Genomic DNA, 534 nt, shown 5'->3' with positions numbered 1-534 from the left:
GGCCTCACCTCGGCCGGCGGGGTGGTGGCCAGACGGTGATGGTGTCGCCGTCGAGGGTGACGTGGCGGTGGGGGAAGCGGTCGCGGACGGTGGTGAGGTCGTCGGGGTCGAAGTCGCCGTGGCCGTGGATCACGCAGGCGGGCCCGATGTAGGAGACGGCCTGCGTCCCGGGCGGCCACGCGCCGCGGGTGAGGGCTTCGGTAGTGCGAACTGTGTGATCCGTCTGGTGCATGGCGCATCTCCTAACGTCCCTATTCATGCGGCGGGTTGGCGGGTGGTGCCGCCCTGTGCGGTAGTAAACTAGATGTTCGCGTGAGCAAATATCAAGGGGGTTTGTGGTGTGGTTGCCCGGCTGCGGCATGTGCTCGTGGCCTGTGCGGGACGGGATCGGTCCTGACGTGCCGGGCGGTGCTCACTGGTATTCCCTGTCCTCTTTCGCCGCGGGTGCGGGGTCGGTGGTGGTGGAGTGCTGGGTGAGGAAGGCGGTGACGCGGGCGAGTTGGTGGGCGGCGCGGTGGGTGAGCTGGCTCAGGG

Annotated in this window: 1 protein-coding gene; it reads right to left on the bottom strand. The window is 68.7% G+C overall.

The window, feature by feature from the left end; translation table 11 throughout:
* Nucleotides 1-4: 4 nt before the first annotated feature.
* Entirely contained in the window at nt 5-232 is a 228-nt protein-coding gene (locus GRC12_RS44965) for a hypothetical protein (RefSeq protein ID WP_208786150.1), read from the bottom strand.
* Nucleotides 233-534: the final 302 nt, after the last annotated feature.

The organism is Streptomyces griseorubiginosus (assembly GCF_017614965.1).
Classification (GTDB): Bacteria; Actinomycetota; Actinomycetes; order Streptomycetales; family Streptomycetaceae; genus Streptomyces; species Streptomyces griseorubiginosus_B.
This window is presented reverse-complemented; position numbering and strand designations above follow the sequence as displayed.

Bases quoted from the DNA above. Each gene is read 5' to 3' on its own strand.
- GRC12_RS44965 (WP_208786150.1), bottom strand. From the start codon at position 232: ATGCACCAGACGGATCACACAGTTCGCACTACCGAAGCCCTCACCCGC.